General features: G+C 62.0%; 17 protein-coding genes and 1 riboswitch. Of the genes, 9 read left to right on the top strand and 8 right to left on the bottom strand.

Going from position 1 to position 13,968, the window contains the following annotated elements; all coding sequences use genetic code 11:
• Position 1: 1 nt before the first annotated feature.
• Positions 2-484 (top strand): molybdenum cofactor biosynthesis protein MoaE, encoded by a 483-nt coding sequence (locus ACE3PP_RS03300; protein WP_374377908.1) that lies wholly within the window; start codon positions 2-4, stop codon positions 482-484.
• A 21-nt stretch (positions 485-505) separates the two neighbouring features.
• Here ACE3PP_RS03300 and ACE3PP_RS03295 read toward each other — a convergent pair whose 3' ends face one another.
• Complete coding sequence (locus ACE3PP_RS03295; RefSeq protein WP_374377906.1) at positions 506-823, bottom strand: hypothetical protein; 318 nt, start codon at positions 821-823, stop codon at positions 506-508.
• A gap of 169 nt (positions 824-992) precedes the next feature.
• Positions 993-1,448, bottom strand: coding sequence for a carboxymuconolactone decarboxylase family protein (locus ACE3PP_RS03290; RefSeq protein WP_374377904.1), 456 nt, complete (start codon positions 1,446-1,448; stop codon positions 993-995).
• Between the two features lie 65 nt (positions 1,449-1,513).
• Here ACE3PP_RS03290 and ACE3PP_RS03285 point away from each other — a divergent pair, with 65 nt between their 5' ends.
• Positions 1,514-2,008 carry a MarR family winged helix-turn-helix transcriptional regulator gene (locus tag ACE3PP_RS03285; RefSeq protein ID WP_374377902.1) on the top strand — a complete coding sequence of 165 codons (495 nt, stop codon included), beginning with the start codon at positions 1,514-1,516 and terminating at the stop codon, positions 2,006-2,008.
• Positions 2,009-2,185: 177 nt separating this feature from the next.
• Positions 2,186-2,263, top strand: a riboswitch (SAM riboswitch).
• Between the two features lie 63 nt (positions 2,264-2,326).
• Positions 2,327-3,244 carry a homoserine O-succinyltransferase gene (metA, locus tag ACE3PP_RS03280; protein ID WP_374377900.1) on the top strand — a complete coding sequence of 306 codons (918 nt, stop codon included), beginning with the start codon at positions 2,327-2,329 and terminating at the stop codon, positions 3,242-3,244.
• Positions 3,245-3,272: 28 nt separating this feature from the next.
• Here the strand turns inward: metA and ACE3PP_RS03275 are convergent, their stop codons facing one another.
• The 5 genes from ACE3PP_RS03275 to ACE3PP_RS03255 form a co-directional block, all read right to left on the bottom strand.
• Positions 3,273-3,500 carry a hypothetical protein gene (locus ACE3PP_RS03275; RefSeq protein ID WP_374377898.1) on the bottom strand — a complete coding sequence of 76 codons (228 nt, stop codon included), beginning with the start codon at positions 3,498-3,500 and terminating at the stop codon, positions 3,273-3,275.
• Positions 3,501-3,696: 196 nt separating this feature from the next.
• Entirely contained in the window at positions 3,697-3,906 is a 210-nt protein-coding gene (locus tag ACE3PP_RS03270) for a cold-shock protein (RefSeq protein ID WP_374377897.1), read from the bottom strand.
• Positions 3,907-4,298: 392 nt separating this feature from the next.
• On the bottom strand, positions 4,299-5,075 hold the full coding sequence (locus ACE3PP_RS03265) for an enoyl-CoA hydratase (RefSeq protein WP_374377895.1): 777 nt from the start codon (positions 5,073-5,075) through the stop codon (positions 4,299-4,301).
• Positions 5,076-5,127: 52 nt separating this feature from the next.
• Positions 5,128-5,490, bottom strand: coding sequence for a hypothetical protein (locus ACE3PP_RS03260; RefSeq protein WP_374377893.1), 363 nt, complete (start codon positions 5,488-5,490; stop codon positions 5,128-5,130).
• Positions 5,491-5,541: 51 nt separating this feature from the next.
• On the bottom strand, positions 5,542-6,222 hold the full coding sequence (locus ACE3PP_RS03255) for an ArsR/SmtB family transcription factor (RefSeq protein WP_374378343.1): 681 nt from the start codon (positions 6,220-6,222) through the stop codon (positions 5,542-5,544).
• A 183-nt stretch (positions 6,223-6,405) separates the two neighbouring features.
• Here ACE3PP_RS03255 and ACE3PP_RS03250 point away from each other — a divergent pair, with 183 nt between their 5' ends.
• From ACE3PP_RS03250 to ychF, 5 genes are all read left to right on the top strand, one after another.
• The gene (locus ACE3PP_RS03250; RefSeq protein ID WP_374377891.1) at positions 6,406-6,627 is read left to right on the top strand and encodes a DUF1127 domain-containing protein; all 222 of its coding nucleotides are present in this window, start codon (positions 6,406-6,408) and stop codon (positions 6,625-6,627) included.
• A 583-nt stretch (positions 6,628-7,210) separates the two neighbouring features.
• Positions 7,211-8,146 (top strand): ribose-phosphate pyrophosphokinase, encoded by a 936-nt coding sequence (locus tag ACE3PP_RS03245; protein ID WP_374377889.1) that lies wholly within the window; start codon positions 7,211-7,213, stop codon positions 8,144-8,146.
• Positions 8,147-8,246: 100 nt separating this feature from the next.
• On the top strand, positions 8,247-8,951 hold the full coding sequence (locus ACE3PP_RS03240) for a 50S ribosomal protein L25/general stress protein Ctc (protein ID WP_374377887.1): 705 nt from the start codon (positions 8,247-8,249) through the stop codon (positions 8,949-8,951).
• Between the two features lie 36 nt (positions 8,952-8,987).
• Entirely contained in the window at positions 8,988-9,614 is a 627-nt protein-coding gene (gene pth / locus ACE3PP_RS03235) for an aminoacyl-tRNA hydrolase (RefSeq protein ID WP_374377885.1), read from the top strand.
• 14 nt (positions 9,615-9,628) lie between these two features.
• Positions 9,629-10,732 carry a redox-regulated ATPase YchF gene (gene ychF / locus ACE3PP_RS03230; RefSeq protein WP_374377883.1) on the top strand — a complete coding sequence of 368 codons (1,104 nt, stop codon included), beginning with the start codon at positions 9,629-9,631 and terminating at the stop codon, positions 10,730-10,732.
• A 14-nt stretch (positions 10,733-10,746) separates the two neighbouring features.
• Here ychF and ACE3PP_RS03225 read toward each other — a convergent pair whose 3' ends face one another.
• The gene (locus ACE3PP_RS03225; RefSeq protein WP_374377881.1) at positions 10,747-12,798 is read right to left on the bottom strand and encodes a caspase family protein; all 2,052 of its coding nucleotides are present in this window, start codon (positions 12,796-12,798) and stop codon (positions 10,747-10,749) included.
• Positions 12,799-12,955: 157 nt separating this feature from the next.
• On the opposite strand from ACE3PP_RS03225, the gene ACE3PP_RS03220 reads away from it, so the two are divergent.
• A complete protein-coding gene (locus ACE3PP_RS03220) occupies positions 12,956-13,927 on the top strand; it encodes a DMT family transporter (RefSeq protein WP_374377879.1) in 972 nt (323 codons plus the stop codon).
• Positions 13,928-13,968: the final 41 nt, after the last annotated feature.

The following is a 13,968-nucleotide window of genomic DNA, read 5'->3' as shown; positions in this document are numbered from 1 at the left end:
CATGCCCCGATCCATTGTAACGGTGAAGGTTCAGCGCGAGGATTTCGACATCGGCGCCGAGTTGGCGGCGATGAGCGACGGCGACCCGCAAGTGGGGGGTGTCGCGAGCTTCACCGGCTTGGTACGCGAGATGGTGCCGGATGCGGCCGCCGCCGATGGCGCACCATCAAGCATGACGCTCGAACATTATCCCGGCATGACCGAAAAGCAGCTCGCTGCCATCTCCGAGGAAGCGATGCGCCGCTGGCCGCTCTCGCGCGCACTCATCATCCATCGCTATGGCAAGCTGCTGCCCGGCGACCGCATCGTGCTGGTGGCGACCGCATCGGCGCATCGTGAAGCGGCACTGCAATCCTGTGCCTTCCTCATCGATTGGCTGAAGACCAAGGCGCCGTTCTGGAAATTGGAAGATGACGGGCGAACCCAGAATTGGGTCGAAGCCAAGGACAGTGACGATCAGGCAGCCCAACGCTGGCAGCGCTAGGCCAGGCCCCCCTTTCGCGGCCTATTTTTTGCCGCTGCTGCGGGCTTCCTCGGTAACGAGTTTCATGAGGATGTTGCGCCAGCTCGGCGTCGGCGGCGTATAGCGAACGTCGCAGCCGCTGGAATCGTTCTTGGTGACGACGCCATAGGTCGGCAGGCTGCGTTCCCATTCCTTCAGCGTGATGACGAACGAAAACTCGACCCGCTGGCCGACAGCCATCCAATCGGGCATGCCGCCGATCAGCACGTCCTGGATGTTGAGGTTGACGATCGGATGCGGTTTGCGATCGATCATCACATGCATGTTCTTCAACGTGAGACGCGGCAGGGCTTGCGACATCGGGGCCTGAATCTTTTGGGCCGTAATCATTTGGGCCTTGAATCCAATCACTTATACAGGGCGCGCACGGAAAATGCGCGCTTTGTTGCCGCCAGACTGAAGCAAGATGGTTAGGAAATGGTTTATCCCGGCTGCGCCCCGTCAGCGCATCCCGCCCCCCTCTGCCCCATCAGAGGATGGGGGCGAAGCGGAAGCCGACGCTGATCCGGTTCCAGGCGTTGATGTTGGCGATGGCGGCACTGAGATGCGCGATCTCTTTCTGACTGAATTCCTGCTGCAATGCCGCGAAAGCCTTATCCATCGCCTCGCCATGCGCCAGGTCGGTCAACGCCTCGGCCCAGCCGAGCGCCGCCCGTTCGCGCGCCGAATAGATGTCGGCATCCGCCCAAGCCGCGACCAGATCCAGCTTCGATCCCTTGACGCCGAGCTTGCGCCCGATGCCGATATGCATCTGCACGCAGAAGGCACAGCCATTCATCTGCGAAACGCGCAGCTTGATGAGCTCCGTCAGTTCTTTCTCCAACCCCGACTCGTCGACCGCCTTCCCCAGGGCGATGAGCGCGTCGCGCGCGGCGGGGGCAAGTTGATAGAATTCGGCCTGGGGCAGGCGCGGCGTCACAGACATGGCTGGTCCTTTCGGCAAAAGCATCTATTATCAGAGTTCGAACAACATATAAGAGCTATGATATCATGAACAAGCGACGCGCAGGCGATGCGGCCATGCCACTGGTGCATGTCCCCAAGGTCGGCGAGGGCAAGCGCGGCGAGGCCGGCTATCTCGGCTATCTGCTGCGCCAGGCCAGCGTCGCGCATCGCCAGCGTTTCGAGCAGGATCTTCTCTCTGTCGGCATCACCAATCCGCAATTCGTCGTGCTCACCATGCTGGCGAATTATCCGGGACTCTCCAATGCGGATCTCGCACGCCTCTCGCTCCTCACCCCGCAGACGGTCAGCGTCATCGTCGCCAATCTGCTGAAGGCCGGATTCGTGGTGCGGAAGAAACATGCCATCCACGGGCGTATCCAGCAGATCGACGTCACCGATCAAGGGCGCGCCATGCTGGCCGATTGCCGCAAGCCCGCCCAGCGCGACGAGGCTTGGCTCAAACAGAATCTCACGGCGGCTGATGAACAAGTCATCCGCCGCTGGTTGGTCCGCCTTGCCAAAGATGTGGCCGAGAACTAGCCCGAAACAGCGCGGGCAATCGATTTTCGGCGCGATCGGTCAGGTGGTGGGGTGGCTGCCGAAGGCTCCTTACCCATCGATAGATCAAGGTTTTAGAACCCTTGCCGGTGCCAGCGGACAGAAATCCGGGGTCAATAAATCGCATTGCCGGGCAGGCCCTGCTTCGGGTAAAAAGCGGGCTGGTTCCGTGGTGATTTGGCCGGCCGGCTTGCAGCCACGTTAAAAAACTCGCTAAAGGGCCGCCCCGGGTTCTCCCAGACAGAAACTCACGGCAGCGGTCCTCCAGGCGATTCTATTGCCGATATTTGGGTGACCGACATGCCGATCAAGATTCCAGACAAGCTTCCAGCCTTCCATGCGCTCCAGGATGAGGGTGTGCGCGTGATGACCGAGACGGCGGCGATCCGTCAGGACATCCGGCCGCTGCAGATCGGCCTGCTCAACCTGATGCCCAACAAGATCAAGACGGAGCTGCAATTCGCGCGCCTGCTGGGGGCGACCCCGCTGCAGATCGAGCTGTCTCTTATCCGCATCGGCAACCATGTCGCCAAGAACACGGCGGCCGACCACCTCACCACCTTCTACCAGACGTGGGAGGATGCGCGGCACCGCAAGTTCGACGGGTTCATCATCACGGGGACACCGGTCGAGACGATCCCCTATGAGGACGTGACCTATTGGTCGGAGATGCAGCAGATCTTCGACTGGACCACGACCAATGCGCATGCCTCGATGAATGTCTGTTGGGGGGCAATGGCGGCGCTCTACCATTTCCACGGCGTGCCGAAGCACCAGCTGGATGAGAAGGCCTTCGGCGTCTATCACCAGAAGATCATGAAGCCGTCTTCGCCCTATCTCATCGGCTTTTCCGACGATTTCATGATTCCGATTTCGCGCTGGGCGGAAATCCGGATGGAAGATGTGAAGAGCCGGCCCGAAGTCGAGGTGCTGGCCTATTCCGACGAGAAGGGCCTGTGCATCGGTCAGAGCAAGGGCACGCGGCGCCTGTTCGTGCTGGATCACATGGAATATGACGCAACGTCACTGGGCGACGAATATGCGCGCGATGTCGCCGCCAACGTGCCGATCAAGATGCCGCACAATTATTTCCCGCACGACGATGCGTCGCAAGCGCCGCTCAACCGCTGGCGCCCGCACGCGCATCTCTTCATCTCGAACTGGATCAACGAGATCTATCAGACGACGCCGTTCGACATAAATGGGATCGGGCGATAGGTGCGACGTCCCTTTAGGGGACTTCCCGTTACTGACCAGGCGAGCGCTTGATGGTTTTGATGGGGCCGCGAGCCTGGCCGGACATTTCGGCGATCTTGCGGTCCTGTTCCTCAATGAAGGTCTTGGCTGGTGTATCGCCATCGAGGCCACCGAGGTCGGCGGCGGGTACCTTGCGGTTCGAGGTCTGGCGGCCGTCCTGATAGACGACGTCGAACAGGACGAAGCCGGCATCGACGGCTGGTTTCTTGCGGGCCATGGACATGTTCCTTTTTTCGGTTCGTTGGCCCTCGTGACAAGAGCGGGTGTTGGTGGTGCCGGCACAAAGTCGGACCCGGATCACGAAATGAACGGCCCGGCCGGCAAAGGGAGATTCCGGTAAAAGCAATGGGGCACCCGTTGCGGGGTGCCCCATTCCAAATCATCGCCGCCAGTGGCAGCGACGAGATGTCAGCTTAGACGGCCTTGAGATTCTCGGCCGAGCTCTTGCCGCGCTTCGGGTCGTTGAAGATTTCATAGGAAACCTTCTGACCGTCGTTCAGGGTGCCCATGCCGGCGCGCTCGACGGCCGAGATGTGCACGAAGACGTCCGGACCACCGGCTTCCGGCTGAATGAAACCGTAACCCTTGGTGCTGTTGAACCATTTGACAGTGCCGACGGGCATTTCTGTCCTCCGTAACAAGTTGGGTGGCGCCATCCCCCATGGACAACGCATCAGACTGAGTCTCGATTTGACACGATCTGGGCACCCGGAGGGCTTAGCAGGTCGGCAGAAACAAGCAGAATGACCAGACTAAGATAGAAAATCTAAAGAAAGACGCAAGAAGAAAGGCGACATCGGGTCGCGCAATCGTTCCTAACCATTTGACCCTACTGGAAACACGGGCGGACAGGCGGCAAGCCACCAATATCTAGCCGCAACACCGATTCCCCGCCCTACCGCTGGTTCCCCACCCTACCGCTGGTTGGGTCCCGACAGGGTCGGGGCCGCAATTAGGGCCATTGGCCTCGAATTCCCCGGGGAAGGCCCAAACCAAATCGGAAGGGACGGGCCGGTCAGCGATGCTTGAAGCTGGGTTTCCGCTTTTCGGCGAAGGCCGACATGCCTTCCTTCTGATCTTCGGTGGCGAAGGCCGCGTGGAACAGGCGGCGTTCGAACTTGATCCCCTCGGCGAGGCTGGTTTCGAAGGCGCGGTTGACGCTTTCCTTGGCGAGAAGGGTGATCGGCAGTGAATAGCCGGCGATCTTCTCGGCCGCCGCCAGCGCCTCGTCGAGGAGCTTATCGACCGGCACCACGCGAGCGACCAAACCGCTACGCTCGGCCTCGGCGGCATCCATCATGCGGCCGGTCAGCACCAGATCCATCGCCTTGGCCTTGCCGACGGCGCGGGTCAGGCGCTGGGTCCCGCCAGCGCCGGGAATGATGCCGAGCGTGATTTCCGGCTGGCCGAATTTCGCATTCTCGGCCGCGATAATGAAGTCGCACATCATGGCGATCTCGCAGCCGCCGCCCAACGCGAAGCCGGCGACGGCGGCGATGATGGGCTTGCGGACCGTGGCGATCCGTTCCCAGCCATTGGTGATGAAATCGCTGACCAGCACGTCGACGAAGCCGCGATCCTTCATCTCCTTGATGTCGGCGCCGGCGGCGAACGCCTTTTCCGACCCGGTGAGGACGATGGCGCCGATGCCGCTGTCGGCTTCGAGCTGGTTGAGGGCCGTTCCCAATTCGCGCACCAATTCGTCGCAGAGCGCGTTCAATGCCTGCGGGCGGTTGAGGCGGATGAGGCCGACACGGCCCCGGGTTTCAAGCTCTATGGTGGCGAAAGCCATGATCGGGATCTCGGAATGTTGAAGAAACGGCCTGGAAGGTGTGAGGAGGCTTTTAGTTTTCGGACGACAGGGTGAAGGTCGCCGTCACCGGGCCGGCTTCGGGCCCCAGCACGTCGATCTTCAGCGTCTGATTGCCGCGGCGCCAATTGCCTTCGTCCGTCTCGGTCCAGCCGAGCTGGGGCAGCGTGTCGTTGTAGAAATCATGGACGCTGTCGGCTGTGCCGGGGCCGCTTGCATAGGCGGTCACGACGCGGCCGACGGCGGAATCGAACACGGTCGACTTGTCCTTTTGCTCAGCGAGGCCGCTGGGCAGCGGCAGATCGCTGATGCCGCTGAGATAGTCGGTCGCCAGCGCCGGCAGGGCCAAGCCCGATGCCAGGAGCGAGAATGCAAGGGCCGCAAGAAGTCGGCGCATGGAAAGCCTCCGCGAATGGGGCCCTCTTTCTAGCGCGGATGGGATATGGGCTCAAGCTGATGCGGTTTTGGCTGGGCCCAGCTTGAGATCGGCCGCCAAAGCGCCGAGATCGATGTCGAAATGGCGGTGGAAGGCCGCGTTGCCGGCAACTGTCACACGAACCGCACGGCTGTCACGGATATGTTCGATCCAATGCCGCTCAAAACAATGGCCGGCAATGGCAGCGCCGACCGAGCCGGCGAGATGCGGGCGCCGTTCGCTCCAATCGAGGCAGGGGCGGCAGAAGATGCGCTTGTGATTGTCCGAGAGCGCGACGAGCGGGATGCCGATCTCACTCAGTGCGCGAGCGCCGCTCGCGGTGAGTTCGCCGGCATCGTCGCCGAGGATGGCATGGCCGCGCGCCACCAGCGCCTCGGCCAAAGCGACACCAAGGCGCCCCGCCAGATGATCGTAGCAGGTGCGCGCCAGCCGCATCGCCGCGTCGCGCGTCGTGCGCGGCTGGTAGCGTTGCGGCGCGCCGATGGCGGCAAAGGTCATGATGCCTTCGAGCATGCGGCTCACCAGCGGCGAGGCCAGGCGGAAATAGCGATGCCGCCCTTGCTTGACGACAGTGAGGATGTTGGCTGCTTCGAGCTTGGCAAGATGGGCGCTGGCGGTCGAGGCGCCGATGCCGGCCACAAAGCTGAGCTCGGTTGCGGTGAGTGCACGCCCATCCATCAGGGCCGCCAACATGTTGGCCCGCGCCGGATCGCCGACCAGCGCCGCAACTTCCGCCAAGTTTGATCCCAGTGTCATGGGGCAATCATAGAAACGCGGTGCGGCGCCGCCAAGCGCCGACGCTTCGACCGTGAACGAAGCGATCTCTGGCGACAGAAAAGGGCCCGTGCCGCATCCTTCTTCGCATTGGAGGAAAAGATGATGACGATCTCGATGCGGCACACACGCTGCCGGCAAGCGGCACCCGGAAACCTACCGCGCAATCTTCTGCAGCGCTTGCTGGGCTGGATGGCGGCCGCCTTCGAACGCGGCCGCCAGCGCCGGACGCTCGGCACTTTGAGCGATCATCAACTCAAGGATATCGGCCTGACCCGCGCCGACGTCGCGCGAGAGACGGCAAAGCCCTTCTGGCGGGTGTGACACCGTTCACAGCTTCCCGTCCGCTTTCCCGGTAGACCGGCGATGACGACCCAAACGTCGCCGGCCATCACCGCCGCATCGCCTAACCAGATGCGGGCTGACCTGGCGACGGCGCAGGGACCCGGCTTCCATCCCGGCCGGGTCCCTGCAAGCATTTGGGCCTTGCCCGTCGGGCGCGGCGGGGATAGGTCTCGGCCATGCCGTATTTCATGGTCATTACGGCCGGGCTGATCGTCGCCCTGGTCATGATTCTGGTGATTGCTTGACGCCAGCACTGTTGCTGCGCTGCAACAATCCATATTTAATCATTATATAACAATCGATTAGACAATATACGGCAGGAGCTACGCCGCGCTTTACTCCGTACCGGGGGCGCTGATACATTCCGCGCGCCTTTCGACCCCCCGCGATGGAGATTTCCGCGGCTTCGGGGAGGGGGATTTTTGTCTTGGGGCCACGCCTCTGCGCGGCGGCCGTTGGATGGGAAGCCGCCAGCGAAAGGAATATGGGTCGGCCGACCGGGCTTTCAAGAAACCGGCGGCCTGAAAAATCGGGTCGAGTTCGGGACGAGAGCGGGCAGCAGATGAAGATCCTTACCGGCAACAGCAACCGGCCACTGGCGGAAGCGATTTCGGCTTACCTCAACCTGCCGCTGATCAATGCCAGCGTCAGGCGCTTCTCGGACATGGAAGTGTTCGTCGAGATCAACGAGAACATCCGCGGCGAGGATGTGTTCATCGTCCAGCCGACCTCCTTCCCGACCAACGACAATCTGATGGAATTGCTGGTGACGATCGATGCGTTGAAGCGCAGTTCCGCGCGCCGCATCACCGCCGTCATCCCCTATTACGGCTACGCGCGGCAGGACCGGAAATCGGGCCCCCGTACGCCGATCTCGGCAAAGCTCGTCGCCAACCTCATCACCACCGCCGGCGCCGACCGCGTTCTGACCGTCGATCTCCATGCCGGGCAGATCCAGGGCTTCTTCGACATCCCGACGGACAATCTTTTCGCCGCTCCCGTCCTCACCAAGGACATCAAGGAGCGTTTCGGCACCGGCGACAATCTGTGCATCGTCAGCCCCGACGTGGGCGGCGTGGTGCGTGCCCGCGCCTTTGCCAAGCGCCTGGATGGCGACCTTGCCATCGTCGACAAGCGCCGTGAGCGCGCCGGCGTTTCCGAAGTCATGAACATCATCGGCGACGTCGAAGGGAAGCGCTGCATCCTGGTCGACGACATCGTCGATTCCGCCGGTACGCTGTGCAATGCCGCCGTGGCGTTGAGGGAAAAGGGCGCCCTGTCGGTCGCCGCCTACGTGACCCACGGCGTGCTCTCCGGTGGTGCCGTCGCCCGCGTTTCGGCCTCGCCGCTTGAGAGCCTTGTCATCACCGATTCAATTCAGGCCACCGAAGCCGTGCGCGTGTCGCAGACGGTGCGCCAGCTGACGATCGCGCCGCTTCTCGCCGAAGCCATGGCGCGGATCAGTGAAGAGAAATCGGTCTCGTCCCTGTTCGACTGAACGGGTGCGAGACTGAAATCCGATCGGCACCCCTGGAGGCCGGTCGGTCGATAACCGGATGGTCCGGTTATTGGTAACTGCGAAACGATAGGAGACAGCAATGTCCGCAGTTCAGTCCGTCAGCGCGGAAGCTCGCGACCGCGCCGGGAAGGGGGCCGCCCGTGCCACACGTCGCACTGGTCGAGTGCCCGCCGTCATTTATGGTGACAAGAAAGAACCGACTTTGATCTCGCTTGACCCCAAGGAGATCGACCGCCACATCCACAAGAAGGGCTTCTTCGCCACCCTTCTCGACATCGACATTGCCGGCAAGAAGCATCGCGTCCTGCCGCGCGACGTGCAGTTCGACGTCGTCACCGACCGCACGCTGCATGTCGACTTCCAGCGCGTCGGCAAGGACACCAAGATCCACGTCAACGTGCCGGTCGTGGTCCGCAACGAATCGGCCGCTCCAGGCATCAAGCGCGGTGGCGTGCTTAACCTGGTCCGTCACGAGATCGAGTTCATCTGCGCGCCGGATCACATCCCGCAGATGGTAGAGGTCGACCTCACCGGTCTCGATATCGGCGGTTCGATCCACATCAGCTCGGTCAAGCTGCCGGAAGGTGCGACGCCGAACGTGCGCGAGCGCGATTTCACGCTGGTCACCATCGGTGCGCCGTCGGGCATGAAGGCTGAAGCTGAAGCGGCCCCGGCCGCTGCCGCCGCCCCCGCCGCTGGTGCTGCCGCCCCGGCCAAGGGTGCGGCTGCTGCTCCGGCCAAGGGCGCTGCCCCGGCTGCTGCCGCTGCACCGAAGAAGAAGTAAGAAGCCGACATTCGTCGGGATTAGTGGGGCTCCGCGATGCGCCTTATCGTTGGATTGGGCAATCCGGGGCCCCGCTACGCCGACAACCGGCACAATATCGGTTTCCTGGCGGTGGACGAGATCGTCCGCCGCTATTCTTTTGGGCCCATCAAGTCGAAGTTCCACGGCGCCATCGCCGAAGGGACGATCGGGTCCGAAAAGACCATCTGCCTCTGCCCCACCACTTTCATGAACGATTCCGGCCGCGCCGTTCAGGCGGCCATGCAGTTCTACAAGCTGGAACCCGGCGACATCACAGTCATCCATGACGAGATCGACTTGCCGCTGGGCAAGGTGAAGGTGAAGCGCGGCGGCGGTGCCGGCGGCCATAACGGTTTGCGCTCGATCGATGCCCATATCGGGCCCGATTATTGGCGCATCCGGCTTGGCGTCGGGCATCCCGGCGTGAAGGCCGCCGTGAAGAATTTCGTGCTGATGGATTTCGGCAAGGAAGAGCGCAAGCTGGTCGACGAGATCAACGCCGTCTGCGCCGAGAACCTGCCCTTGCTGTTCAGCGCCGACGAAAACAAGTACATGAACAAGATCAACATCACCCTCAACCCGCCGCCGCCAAAGGATACGCCCAAGGATGGACCGAAGCGGGATGCGGGCGAAGCGAAGTAGAAGGTTCGAAGATCATGGGTTTCAACTGCGGTATCGTCGGTCTGCCCAATGTCGGCAAATCGACTTTGTTCAACGCATTGACGGCGACGGCCGCGGCGCAGGCGGCGAACTATCCGTTCTGCACCATCGAGCCCAATGTCGGGCGCGTCTCGGTGCCGGACGAGCGGCTGGAGAAGTGCGCCGCGATCGCCAAATCGGCAAAGCTCATCCCGACGCAATTGGAATTCGTCGATATCGCCGGCCTGGTGCGCGGCGCCAGCAAGGGCGAGGGTCTCGGCAACAAGTTCCTTGCCAACATCCGCGAAGTCGACGCCATCGTCCATGTGCTGCGCTGCTTCGAGGGCGAAGTGACCCATGTCGAAGGCTCGGTCGATCCGATCCGCGACGCCGAGACGGTCGAGACGGAGCTGATGCTGGCCGATCTCGAAAGTGTGGAAAAGCGACTGGACAATGCGCAGAAGCGCGCCAAGGGAAATGACAAGGAAGCCAAGGAACTGGTCGAGGTCCTAGCCCCCGCTGTCGAGGCGCTGCGTGCCGGCAAGGCCGCACGCACGGTGCTGAAGGATCTGTCGCCGGAACAGAAGATCCGCTTCCGCCAATTGCAGCTGATGACGGGCAAGCCCGTGCTCTATGTCTGCAATGTCGAGGAAGGCGCTGCTGCCACTGGCAATGCCTGGTCTGAGAAGGTCGACGCGATGGCAAAGGCCCAGGGTGCCGCCACCGTCGTTATTTCTGCCGCCATCGAAGCCGAGGTGGCGCAGCTCTCCAGCGACGAGGAAAAGCAGGAGTTCCTGGAGACGCTGGGTCTCAAGGAAACCGGCCTCGCCCGCGTCATCCGCGCCGGATACAAGCTCCTCGACCTCATCACCTTCTTCACGGTGGGTCCCAAGGAAGCCCGCGCCTGGACCGTGCGCGCGGGCGCCAAGGCGCCCGAGGCCGCCGGTGTCATCCACACCGATTTCGAGCGCGGCTTCATCCGCGCCGAGACCATGTCCTATGCCGATTTCATCGCCTTCAACGGCGAAGCGGGCGTCAAGGAAGCGGGCAAGTTCCGCCAGGAAGGCAAGGAATACGTCGTCGAGGACGGCGACATCTTCAACTTCCGCTTCAACGTCTGATCAATCCGCCCCGATCAATTGGCGCCAAGCTGTCTCTGAAGCGCGGCGGCGGAATAGTACTCGATATAGTTATGGACCTTGGTTTCCAGGGCGGCGGCGAGATAGGCCGCCGCCTTTTCCTTGTCGCCCTGGCTGAAATAATGCTCGCCAAGATAGAAGTTCGCCTCGCACAGCTGGTTGCGCGCGTCCTGGTCGGTTCCCTCGCGCGCCTTCGCAAGCAAAGTTTCGTCGTCGAACTTGCCCACCATCCATTTCATCAGTATGCCCGGCCAATCTTCGCGATGATCATTGATGGTCTTCGTCAGCAGCGATCGCGCGGCACCTGACTGACCTTCGCGCTGCAGGGCCATCGCCTTCCAGATTTGCCCATAGCCGTAATCGCCGTTTTCTTCGATCTGCCGGTCGGCCATGGCGATCATGTCTTTGGTGCGGCCAGCGAGATAGAGCACGGCGATGCTGCTGATGTTATAGCCATTGGGATCGCTGGCGAGTGCCCGGTTGGTATATTCAACAGCCTGCTTGTCGTTGCCCTCGGCCAGCGCCACATAGCCACGCGTCGAGAGGAGATCGAAATTCTCGTCGATCGCCAGGGCCGCATCCAGATCCGCCGCAGCCCCGGCCGGATCGTCCTGATACAGTTTGGCGTAGCCGCGATTGTAATAGTGCCAGACATTCTTCGGGTCGAGATTGATTGCCTTGTCATAGGCGGTAACCGAGCCCGCGTAATCCCCTGAATCCGACAAGGCGAGACCGAGATTGGAGACATAGGCCGGCTCGGCCGGGTCGAGTTTCATTGCTTCGCCATAGGCAGCGATCGCCTGATCATATTGCTGCATATCGTAATAGGCGCGGCCGACCTCATTGGTGAGATCCCCCTTGGCGACGCGGTCAAGCTCATCCTTTTTGAGTGCCGCTTGGCAGGCGGCGAGATGCGCCTCGGGCGTTGCATCCTCGTTGCGGCAAGCCTTTGCCGCCTCGTCCGGATCGGTCGGGGCTGCCGCACCGGCCAACTGGTTTGCGGTCTCGGATGACGCCGCAGGTGGCGTCTCGTCCGATGTAACCTCGGCAACGCCAACTTCCTTGGCCGGTGCCGTAGATGCCACATTGCCGGTCAGCATATTGAGCCGGTTGCGCGCGAGGCGCGCAAAATTGCCGTTGGGATATTGCTCGAGATAGGCCACGAAATCGGCCGGGTCCTTGCTGGCCTTGACCGAATCCCAGAACGCCAGTTCGAGCGCCCGCGCATCGCCCGCTGGCGCCGCCGGCGCAGCATCCGCGGTCGCCGCCTCGGCCTTCGGCGTAAAGAAGAAAGGGGCGGTCAACGAGGAGGATTCCCAAGGTGTCTGGGCATTGCCGGTTTCACTGAGGACGCTGCCACGCACGTTGCGAAAGGCTTCCTCGATGCTGAGGCCGGGGGTCGTGATGGCGGTCGCCAGTGCCGCCGTATAGGGGCTGTTGTCGCCCTTGCCGTCGGCAGCGACATCGCCCGGCGCCGTCGAATAGGCGACGAAGGAACCGCGCGGCGCGTCGATGCGCGCAAGGCCCGTCTGCGCCGAACGGAAGCTGCGCGGCAGCGGATTGTTGCGGCAGGCATCGAGGATGACGATGTTGACCCGCGCGTCCGAGAATTGCATCTGCTTGAGCACTGTATCGGCAGAAATTGCCTCAAGATCGACATCGGCATCGCGTTCGATCTGGGCATCCAGCGGGATCAAGTAATTCTCACCACCGACCTGGATACCATGACCCGAATAATAGAAAAGTGCCGTCACGGTGGGACCGGCCGCCGCCAGTTTGTCGCCGAAATCGATGATGGCCCGCTTCATTTCCTTCTGGTCGGCATCCGTCACCAGGATGACATCGAACCCCGCCTTGCCGAGCGAGGCCTGCATCAACTTGGCATCGTTCACCGGGTTGGCGAGGTTGCCGATATCGGCCCCATAGCCGGCATTGCCGATGACAAGCGCCACGCGCGGCTCGGCCAGGGCATGACCACCGGCAAGGATGACAAGAGCCACCGCCAAGCCCAGAAGTTTGCTGTAACGCCCAAAGATGCTGGTACGCATGTGATCCTCACCAGACCCGATCCATCGCCAGGATATCCCGATCCCACGGTTATTTCCACGAGCGGGATAGCTCTTTGCCAAGCTGGTCGCTATGGTGGCGATCACACGTCGCCCCGCAATTTCCGCAGATTTCCTTCATTCCTCAGCAGATTCTCCCATGACATCGCCAGCTCCTACGCATCTTCGCGCGATCGCCACCGACCGGCCGGTCCTGGCCATCCTGCTGATGAACCTGGCAGTCCTGATCTTCACCTCGATGGACGGGGTGGTGAAGTATATCTCGGAAGCCTACGGCTACTCGACCGGCGAAATCGTGTTTGTGCGCAATCTCTTCGCCTTCCTGCCGCTGATTGCCTACATGCTGGTGGTGGAGAAAAGGCTGAACCTGCGCACCGAGCGACCCTGGGGCCATGTGTGGCGCGGTCTTGCTGGTGTGTCGGCCATGTTCTGCTATTTCCTGTCCTATCAACTGCTGCCGCTCTCCGATGCGATCGCCCTGGGACTTTCCGGGCCGATCTTCCTCACCATCCTGTCGGTACCGCTCCTTGGTGAGAAGGTCGGCTGGCGGCGCTGGAGCGCCGTCACGGTGGGCTTTGTCGGCGTCCTCATCATGACCCGGCCGGGCTCGGGCGTGTTCGAGATCGCAGCACTGGTACCGCTTCTTGCCTCGCTCTTCTACGCCCTGGCCATGATTTCGATCCGGCGCTTGGCCGCGACCGAGCAGTCCACCACGATTGTCTTCTATTTCACCTTGTTCGCGACCTTCACGTCGCTCTTCACCATTCCGCTGGGCGCGATCGACCCGAGTTTTGCCTGGCGCTGGCCACAGGATTGGAGCGAGCTTGGCCTCGTCATCCTCATCGGTTTCATGGGCGGCGCGGCCCAAATCGCACTGACCACCGCTTTCCGCCGCGCTTCGGTTTCGGTCGTGGCGCCGTTCGATTACATGGCCCTGGTCTATGGATTCCTGATCGGCTTCCTGCTCTTTGCCGAGCGGCCGGACCGCTATCTCATCGTCGGCGGTGCCATTGTGGTGGCGAGCGGCATCTATATCATCCATCGCGAGGCAAAGCTTGCCCGTGAGCGGCGGCGCCAGGAGAGCCTGCCGTCGCTGCCTGTCACGCAATAGAGCCAGGATTAAAGGCCGCGCCGCGTCACATTTTTTGGCGA

Origin of the sequence: Dongia sp. (assembly GCF_041910485.1) — a bacterium.
Classification (GTDB): Bacteria; Pseudomonadota; Alphaproteobacteria; order Dongiales; family Dongiaceae; genus Dongia.
This window is presented reverse-complemented; position numbering and strand designations above follow the sequence as displayed.